Source organism: Pseudoalteromonas sp. AS71, assembly GCF_038900275.1.
GTDB lineage: Bacteria > Pseudomonadota > Gammaproteobacteria > Enterobacterales > Alteromonadaceae > Pseudoalteromonas.
On the sequence record NZ_JBBMQZ010000009.1, the window covers coordinates 175,193 to 184,716 of the forward strand.

The window sequence follows — 9,524 nt, forward strand, 5'->3', positions numbered from 1 at the left end:
ACAACCCTCATTAAAATAAAAAACAATAAAAGAGCACACTATGCAAAGTACAAACCCCACGTTTAAAAGCTTTAAAGCCTTCTACCCTTATTATTTAAAAGAGCATCGCAACGTTACTTGCCGCCGCTTACATTTTATAGGAAGCGCCCTCGTTCTTGCTGTAGTAGCAATAGCATTATTGAAACAGCAATATAGTTTATTATGGCTATTACCTGTTATTGGATATGGGTTTGCGTGGGTCGGGCATTTCTTTTTTGAAAAAAACCGCCCAGCTACTTTTAAACACCCCTTTTACAGTTTATGGGGAGATTGGGTCATGTTTAAAGACATGCTTGTTGGAAAAATTAAATTTTAACACTATTTTTTAGTAGCCTTTTTTATACTAATTACTTATAAAAACAAAATTACTTCATGCTTTAAAGTATAGGTTCTAATAAGTAGTACATAATTTATAACACACCCGTTAAATGTTAATTTAACTAACATTTAACGGTGTTTTTGTATTTTATGTTTTTAAAAATATTTATAACTGAACAGTTGTTTATTGCCAGCCCAATAAAAATGGCTTTCTACTCATGACTAGTTAAACCTACCATCTCATCTTACCAGTTAATTAAACGTTAAATTTAACTTTTAAATATAATTCATTATCCATCAATTACTTAGCAATCACCTTCGCTATATAACCAAAACAATGGTCATTATAAAAAACAACCAAATGTAATTATAAAAACACCTAAATTAATTGAATGTTATTCAATTGACTGGCTTTGTTAATTAAGTATATGTTCAAGGTAACAAAGAGGTTTGTTCTTTATCTTTTTGTACAAAACTAAAATAATTCAATGGGTATGGGGAAATACAGCATGAATAGAAAACCGTTATTTAAATTACAGCAATCGGTACCACAAATATTACTCGCCGTGAGTGCGTCAGCTGCACTACTTGGTTCGCTCTCAGTAAATGCTGCAGAGCAAGACACTAAAGCAGAAGAAAACATCGAACAAATAAGCGTAATTGGCTCTCGCCGATTAGGCCGTACAGTAGAAGATAGCGCAGTACCCATCGATATAATTGGCGCTGATGCCCTTAAGAATTCTGGCTTTACTGAAACGAATGCCCTACTTAGCAGTTTATTACCCAGCTTTAACTTCCCGCAGGCATCACTTACTGATGGCAGCGACCATGTACGCCCTGCTCAGCTTCGTGGTTTAGCACCCGATCACACCTTAGTGCTTGTTAATGGTAAACGCCGCCACAGCAACGCATTACTTAACTTAAATGGCTCAACGGGTCGTGGTTCATCATCGGTTGATTTAAATGCAATACCAGCAAATGCTATTGCCCGTATTGAAGTATTACGCGATGGAGCAGCAGCGCAATACGGCTCTGACGCTATAGCGGGTGTTATTAATATTGTGCTTAAAAGCGCAAGTAGTGGTGGCTCAGTTGCGGCTATTTATGGTGCTAACGTAACCGAAATGGACGGTGTACCACAGCTTGAATCTGTATCTGAAGGTAGCGACGGAAATTTAGCATTTACCGAAGGGGGCGATCGCTCTTTAACAGACGGCCAAACACTCACACTTCAAGGTAATATGGGTTTTGAACTTGGCGATAATGGTTTTTTTAACATCTCAACAGAATATCGCGACCGCCATTCAACTAACCGCTCAGACTACGATAACCGTGAAAACTACGCACGATTAGATGATGGCTCGTTAGACCCTCGTGAACTTACCGTAAACCGTTATAACCATAACTTTGGTAATGGCGATGTTGAAGACTTTTCAATGTTTTATAACGCAGGTTATCAATTAACAAACGATATCGATTTATATTCGTTTGGCTCTTACAGCAAACGTGAAGGCGAAGGTGGCGGGTTTTATCGCCGCGCGAGTGATAGCCGTAATATAGAAGAAGTATACCCTGATGGCTTTTTACCGGTTATTACTTCAGACATAGATGACTTTTCGCTGGCACTTGGCGCTAAAGGTTTTATAAATGAATGGAATTACGATGTATCGGCAGTCTATGGTCAAGATGCGTTCGAGTTTGGCGTTATAAATAGCTTAAATACCTCATACGGCCCTACTAGCCAAACAAGCTTTGATGCCGGAACACTTACCTACGATCAACTTACCTTAAATGTTGATTTTAATCGTGAGGTAGACGTCAGCTTTTTAGAAAGTTCAGTAAGTGTGGCCGTAGGTGCTGAGTATCGCCGCGAAGGGTACCAAATTGATGCAGGTGAAGAAGCTTCATATGCACAAGGCACATTTGGCCCAGGTGGTGCAGTAACCGACCCAGTTGATGGCCCATTTGGCGCAGCGGGTTCACAAGTATTTCCAGGTTTTACACCCGAATCAGAAGGCGACAATAGCCGCCATAACGTGAGCTTTTATATCGACCTTGAAACCTACCTAACCGACGATTGGAATTTAGCGGTTGCCGCCCGTTATGAAGATTACTCAGATTTTGGCGATACCATTAATGGTAAAATTGCGACTCGTTATTCATTAACTGAAGACTTAGCGCTGCGCGCATCGGTTTCTACTGGTTTTAGAGCACCGTCGTTACAACAGCAATACTTTACCTCAGTAGCCACTGTATTTGTTGATGGCGAACCAACCGAAACCGGCACATTTGCACCAGGCAGCGATGTAGCAAAAGCACTAGGCTCACCTGGTCTTGATGCCGAGGAAGCAACAAACTACGGCGTTGGTTTTACATGGTCTACCGACTTTAATTTCAGCTTATCGGTTGATTACTACCAAATATTAATTGATGACCGCATTGTGTTATCAAACAACTTATCGGGCGCTGCTATTGAGCAACTACTTGAAGGTACCGGTGCTAATCAGGGCCGCTTCTTCTTAAACGCAATTGACAGTAAAACCCGTGGTGTTGATGTGGTTGCCTCTTATAATGTAGCAACCGATGGTTACGGCGATTTAGCCTTTAACCTCGGTTATAACTACGGCAAAAATGAAGTGACCAATATCATCGACCCACCAGCAGAGCTACAAGGCGCTGGGTTTGATCAAGACAACTTATTCTCCGGTAATGAGCTGCGTCGCTTTGAAGTAAGCACACCGCGTAATAAGTACAACTTAAGTGCAACGTGGACTAACGATGATATTCGTACAACGCTTAGAACAACACGCTACGGTGAAACTCAAGATCCATCATCAACGGCTGAGCTAAATGAAGTACTAAAACCAAAATGGATCACTGATTTAGACGTAGCTTATGCACTTACCAATAACGTATCGTTAAGCTTGGGAGCGAATAACATTTTTGATATTTACCCAGACGCAACACGCGAAAATGTTGACGAAGTAAGCACCTTCTCACGTTTATTCGCATACTCAAGCTTTTCACCGTATGGATTTAACGGACGCTACGTGTACGGTAAAATAGAAATGAAGTTTTAATAAGCACAGCTTAAAGTACCCAAACACACAAAAGCCACCGATTAGGTGGCTTTTTAATGCGAGTTGCTATTAAATCTATTATTAGATTTTAGTTAACCAGCCGTGCTTGTCTTCACTTTTACCCCATTGAATATCGTTCAATGCTTGGCGAAGGCGTGCTGTCGTTGGGCCTGGTTCGCCAGTACCAACTTTGTATTCTTTATCGTTATGAATAAACGTACCCACAGCAGTTAGTACAGCTGCAGTGCCCGAAAGCGCAGCTTCAGTGCCAGGTTTAGCCGCACGCTCTAGTAGCTCAGTAACGCTAAAGTTACGCTCGCTTACCGTCATACCTAAATCTTTTGCAATGGTTAAAATACTGTTGCGTGTAACACCGTGTAAAAAGGTGCTATCAAGCGCTTTAGTAATAATCTCGTTGCCATCAATAAGTATAAAGTTAGCGGCACCGGTTTCTTGTACGTCGCCACCTGGGCAAAACAAAATTTGATCGGCTTGATACTTAATACGTGCAGCGCTAATAGGTGCTAGTGCACTGGCGTAGTTACCACCACTTTTTACCATACCCATGTGCGGAGCGCAGCGCATGCCATCTTCTTCAAGCAGTACACGTAGTGCAGTTGCACCACCGGCAAAGTAATCACCTACTGGCGATAGTAATGTGTATAAAAGCGAGCTCATTGATGGTGCTGCGGCTTTACCAATTGCAGCCTCAGTACCAATGTGCGTTGGGCGAATATACATAGAACCCGGCGGTAATGGCGTTTCATCTGCATATTCACGCATAATATCGATAATCATCGTTTTTAGCATATCGCTGTCAAAACTCGGTAAGCTTAGTAGCGCTGAGCTTTGTTGCATGCGTGCAATGTTTGCATCCATTCTAAAAAGATAAACAGAACCATCTTCATGGCGAAAGGCTTTTAAGCCTTCAAAACATGTACTTGAATAATGAAGAACGTGCGCACCAGCATGAAGTTCAAGTTTATCGGAAGGGACAATTGAGCTTTCGCTCCATTTATTATCAGAAAAACGAGCTTGAATCATCTGCGGCATAAACACGGTACCAAATGCGGCCATTTTAATCTCTCTTGTGTGGTCTATTTCCCTCCATTGTATGACAATCACACGCTATTTAACCATAGCTAAAGTAAGGCTTTTTTAATTAACTATGAGAATTTTTTGCAAGTGCTGTTTACTAATCAACCGCTTTGGGTGCTATAAACAAAAAAATCGACCTATGCTGTTACATAGATCGATTTTTTAAAACAAATAATTTATTTAAACGAGTATTTAATAATACGTTTTAACACCGACGTATACTGTCTAAAAAAGCCACCAGTGTGATAATCAATACCGTGTTTTTGCAAAACAGCTTGTACTTGAGGTGCAACTTCTTGATAGCGCGAAGACGGCATATCTGGAAATAAGTGATGCTCTATTTGGCAGCTCAAATGCCCTGTTAAAACATGAAACCAATGCGACCCTTTAATATTAGACGAGCCCAGTACTTGGCGGTAATACCACTGCCCTTGGGTTTCGTTTACGCAGTCTTCTTGTTTAAAGGTCTCTGTTTCTTCAGTAAAGTGACCACAAAATATTATGGTCGAAGTCCATAAATTACGGATTAAGTTTGCCACTAAATTCCCCGCCAATACCCATAAAAATAAAGGCCCTGCAAGTAACGGAAATATCACATAATCTTTAATTAACTGGCGAGCGCCTTTACTAAAAAAGCGTTGCTTTAGTGTTGAGTGCGATACAAGCCCTTCGCGGTTTTCTTTCTTTTTACCAATAAAAACACGCTCTGCAGCTAACTCGTGATACGACACGCCCCACTGAAATAGCACACTTAAATTAATATACGTAAAAAACTGCCATACATTTTTAAAACGCCACTTAAAATCATCGCTCAGGCGTAATAATCCATAACCAAAGTCTCTGTCTTTACCAATAATATTAGTATACGTATGGTGTTCAAAGTTATGAACGCGGTGCCAGCTTTGTCCATCGCACGCAATGTCCCATTCATAATGCTGTGAGTTAAGTTGCTTGTCGTTCATCCAATCGTATTGGCCGTGCATTACATTGTGGCCAATTTCCATATTGTCTAAAATTTTAGCCAGCGCTAGTAATAACACGCCTGCAACCCATAATAATGGCTGAATAAAACCAAGCATAAGCAAAATTCGCCCGCTCCATTCACACACTCGCTGTTTGCGTACAACAGAGCGAATGTAGTCGGCATCTTGTTGGCCTACTTTACCAAGGGTGTCCATTTTAATGGCATCTAGCTCGCTTGCGAGCATGTCATAGTTAATGTTTTTCATAATTGTAACTCCAAATCACTAACAGGTTGGCTTACGCAAAGTTGTATTAATTGCTCGCCGTTGTCACTCAATTCACCTGTTTTTAAATTACGTACCACGCCTGACTTTTTAATACATTGGCATTGATGGCAAATACCAATACCGCAACCGCGTTTAACGGGTAGCTTTTTTTCTTCAAACTGAGTCAGTAAAACATCGTTGCCCGATACAACATGGGCACTTGCGTTAATTTTCACATTAAATTGGCTGTCGTCGTTTAAGCTAGGCAGCGCCAAACCAAATGCTTCTTGGTAGTAATTTAGCTTATGCGTTTTAGCAAAATCGCTCACCGTCTGCATAAATGCAGCAGGGCCACAGCAGTATATGTCTGGGTTTTCCCACGGCTTAATATTGCTGGTTATGTAGCTTGATTGCTCACGCGTTAATAATAAAAACGAAAAATGCTCAAACTGCGCCGCCAACTCACTTAGCTCATCAACACATTGATGCTCAGTGGCTTTTGCGTAATACACTAACGAGACTTTTTGTGTAGTCTGGCCTAAGTAATCATCAAGCATAGCCAGCATAGGTGTTATACCCGACCCACCGGCAACAAAAGTAGCCGGTGTATGTGTATTTTTAAATACAAAGTCGCCGTTTGGCGCAGAAATATTGCACCACAAACCCGCTTTTAATGCGCTACTGAGTAAGCCTGTAAAGCGCCCTTGCGTATTTGTTTTGATTAGTAAGCGCACCAAACCTGTATTTTTAAATTGCTGAGCGCTTGAGGCCACGGTAAAAACGCGTGTTAATAATCGCCCATTAATTTCAAGCGTTAAACTTATATGCTGCCCTGACGTATGCGCCTGCCATTGTTTACTCGGCTTAAGCTGCACACTTAAAAAGCCGCCATCAAGCACAGCGGTACTAACTACTTGCGCTCTAAACTGCCCTGCACGCCATGCAGGTTTAAACACCTGCATTATTGGCTCTATGTAGCCTGCAAAACTTTGATGGTGTAAAAACCATTTTGAAAATTGGTTTAGTACTTGAATCATCATGGTTAAATCTCTATCAAATCTTAATTATTTTGAACTTACACGTGTACGCCCAAACTTCAGCGCACAAGTGTACGCTCAAATTTTAAGTTTTCAACCCCAATAGAGTAATTATTCAATTTTTTATTAGCACTAATTGCTAAAACAATTTCCTGAGAAGAGGTAATTTTATAAAAATAGAAGTGTGTATTTTTCATTCAACTCAACGCTTAACAAATTTATTTATGCCATGTTAAGGTGATGTAAGACTGAATTAATTTTGGAAGCCATAATGATAAATTTAATGTCACGTAACACACTCCCTAAACTAATAAGTGCAGGCCTAGCCATTGCTATATTTGCTACTAACGCACCCGCGCATGCAAAAAGCGATTACGTAAAAAACTATAAAGAACTCAATAATTTAGCGCTTAGCGTTAACGCAGTAACAGCGGCAGAAGGTGTGGTTATACCTTGGGCTATTGAGCCTTTAGCTAATGGTGATTTATTAATATCTGAGCGCAGTGGAACGTTATTTTTATTACCTAAAAATACCACTACGTTAACTAAAGTCTCTGGGCTGCCCGACATTGACGCTAATGGCCAAGGTGGATTACTTGATTTATCACTACACACCGATAGTAAGCAAAACCAATGGCTGTACTTTAGTTACTCAAGTAGTGAGGGCAAAGGAAGCGGCAGTAACACCGCCTTAATGCGCGCTAAGCTAAGTGACGATCATACGCAGTTGTCTGATCAGCAATTGCTATACAAAGGCGAGCATAATAGTACCAAAGGCCAGCACTATGGCAGTCGTATTGTGTTTGATGATGAAGGTTATGTTTATTTTTCAATTGGCGATCGCGGCTCGCGCGATATAAACCCACAAGATCTCACGCGGGACGGCGGTAAAATTTATCGCTTACACGAAAATGGTAATATCCCAAGTGATAATCCGTTTGTTAAACAAAAAAATGCAAAACATGCGGTATGGTCTTATGGACACCGTAATCCACAAGGCATGTGGTTTGATAATCAAAATAATATTTTATGGTCTCACGAACACGGGCCACGCGGCGGCGATGAGCTTAATATAATAAAAAAAGGCGCTAACTACGGATGGCCTTTAGTAAGTTATGGCGTTAACTACAGCGGTACCAAGTTTACAGACCTTAAAGAAAAAGACGGCATGCAATCGCCCGTATTACACTGGACCCCTTCAATTGCCCCTTCCGATATGTTGTATGTAACGAGTGATAAATACCCAAAGCTTAAAGGTAAGCTATTATTAGCATCAATGAAATTTGCATTTATTAGCGCATTGGAAATCTCAAAGGGTAAGGTTGTTAAGCAATATAAAATACTCGATGGAATAGGCAGAGTACGCAGCTTAGCCCAAGGCAGTGATGGTTTTATTTATTTAGGTATTGATGGCCGAGGTATTAAACGCCTAGAGCCAGAAAAATAAACACTAGCACGCAAAATTACACTGCGTTTACTTTGCGTTTTAAAAGCGCAAAGTAAACATTTTCACCAAACAAAGAACTATTAAGCCAATTAATGCGTACACTAAATACATATAATTTAATAAATTAAGAGAATACTAATGTTTTCATTTTTAAAGCCTGATCCCGTAAAAAAACTGCGTAAAGAATACGACGTAAAACTAGAGCAAGGCATGCAGGCACAAAGAAAAGGCGACATTAAAAGCTTTGCCATGTTAAGTGCAGAAGCCGAAAAAATCTGGAGTGAAATAGAAACTCTAGAGGCAAAAAAAGCTAAATAATACCAATCGTGTTAAGTTATTAGACATTTATAGCGACGGATAAATAGAGTGATAACAAGGCATAAATTCGACATGTAGTTGTTCTACATGAGAAATTTATAACGCCGTTAACGCTTTATTTAGCACGCTAGAAAGGCTAAATACTTAAGTCGATTGGTATCAGTATACTTAAGCGTGTCAGCCTTACTTTAATAGTAGGTAGACGCGTTTAGTAAATAATTAATGACCTCGTTTTTACAACTTCCACCACCAGTAAACCACCTTTTATAATATGCTTACACAAACAGTGTACTTAAAGCGGTTACTTGCATTATCGCCGCCGTTTTTTAGTGGCTGTTAAATCATTTAAAAAGGCTTTTAGCTTTCATTTTAAATATGTAATTGCTGTATTTACGTACAGTACTGGCGTTTTTCCTCCTAAGTCAAAAAATGAGGACGTTTTCCTCATTTGTGCATATCATTAAAAGAACAACCCGCCTGAAAGTTTATAACTGGCAATGTGTTACAAGATTTGCTATTACTATTAAAAATAACTAAGAGGACATACTTTGCTCATAAAAAGAGGAAAGTGTCCTCTGATAAAGCTATTATATGTTTAGGGAATGTTCAGAGTATGGATGAAAAATTTGAAGAAGTAGTCGGCCGGTATTTAGAAAAAGCGATTGAAGTTGAAACTGAGACTTCAATGTCTCAAGCAAGCTCTTCAATGCTATTTGCTACCGCTTGCTACAATGCTCAAAACATTCTTGATAAATCATCCCCAAACAACCTCGAAGCTAATATTACAGAGTATATTGAAATGTATGAGGATATGCTTAGGAACTCTATTGAGCACTACTCCAGCAAATAAACATATAACAAGTGACTATGGTGTCAATTCCTAATTTCAAACCATTTTAGGATCCCACATGACACCATCCCTCACCATAGAATTTATGATTACTATAAGCTTTCTTAT

8 protein-coding genes are annotated in these 9,524 nt (G+C 39.8%); 5 read left to right on the forward strand and 3 right to left on the reverse strand.

What is annotated here, in order from left to right; genetic code table 11:
* The first annotated feature begins 40 nt into the window (after window positions 1-40).
* Both WNY98_RS09130 and WNY98_RS09135 read left to right on the forward strand, forming a co-directional pair.
* Window positions 41-355 (forward strand): DUF962 domain-containing protein, encoded by a 315-nt coding sequence (locus WNY98_RS09130; protein ID WP_342877712.1) that lies wholly within the window; start codon window positions 41-43, stop codon window positions 353-355.
* Window positions 356-866: 511 nt separating this feature from the next.
* Window positions 867-3,437: a TonB-dependent receptor gene (locus tag WNY98_RS09135; RefSeq protein WP_342877713.1), complete on the forward strand. Its 2,571-nt coding sequence runs from the start codon at window positions 867-869 to the stop codon at window positions 3,435-3,437.
* A gap of 81 nt (window positions 3,438-3,518) precedes the next feature.
* Here the strand turns inward: WNY98_RS09135 and WNY98_RS09140 are convergent, their stop codons facing one another.
* The 3 genes from WNY98_RS09140 to WNY98_RS09150 all read right to left on the reverse strand — a co-directional run bounded on the left by WNY98_RS09140 (window position 3,519) and on the right by WNY98_RS09150 (window position 6,804).
* Entirely contained in the window at window positions 3,519-4,520 is a 1,002-nt protein-coding gene (locus WNY98_RS09140) for a branched-chain amino acid aminotransferase (RefSeq protein WP_272941825.1), read from the reverse strand.
* 191 nt (window positions 4,521-4,711) lie between these two features.
* Entirely contained in the window at window positions 4,712-5,764 is a 1,053-nt protein-coding gene (locus WNY98_RS09145) for an acyl-CoA desaturase (protein WP_024600119.1), read from the reverse strand.
* Window positions 5,761-6,804, reverse strand: a complete 1,044-nt coding sequence (locus WNY98_RS09150; protein WP_342877714.1) for an iron-sulfur cluster-binding domain-containing protein — start codon at window positions 6,802-6,804, stop codon at window positions 5,761-5,763. The genes WNY98_RS09145 and WNY98_RS09150 overlap by 4 nt, the downstream gene beginning before the upstream one ends.
* A 268-nt stretch (window positions 6,805-7,072) precedes the next feature.
* Between WNY98_RS09150 and WNY98_RS09155 the strand changes: the two genes are divergently transcribed.
* The 3 genes from WNY98_RS09155 to WNY98_RS09165 all read left to right on the forward strand — a co-directional run bounded on the left by WNY98_RS09155 (window position 7,073) and on the right by WNY98_RS09165 (window position 9,416).
* The gene (locus tag WNY98_RS09155) at window positions 7,073-8,248 is read left to right on the forward strand and encodes a PQQ-dependent sugar dehydrogenase (protein WP_342877715.1); all 1,176 of its coding nucleotides are present in this window, start codon (window positions 7,073-7,075) and stop codon (window positions 8,246-8,248) included.
* 138 nt (window positions 8,249-8,386) lie between these two features.
* A complete protein-coding gene (locus WNY98_RS09160; protein ID WP_007375469.1) occupies window positions 8,387-8,566 on the forward strand; it encodes a DUF6435 family protein in 180 nt (59 codons plus the stop codon).
* A 613-nt stretch (window positions 8,567-9,179) separates the two neighbouring features.
* Window positions 9,180-9,416, forward strand: a complete 237-nt coding sequence (locus WNY98_RS09165) for a DUF3144 domain-containing protein (protein WP_024600116.1) — start codon at window positions 9,180-9,182, stop codon at window positions 9,414-9,416.
* The last annotated feature ends 108 nt before the right edge of the window (window positions 9,417-9,524 follow it).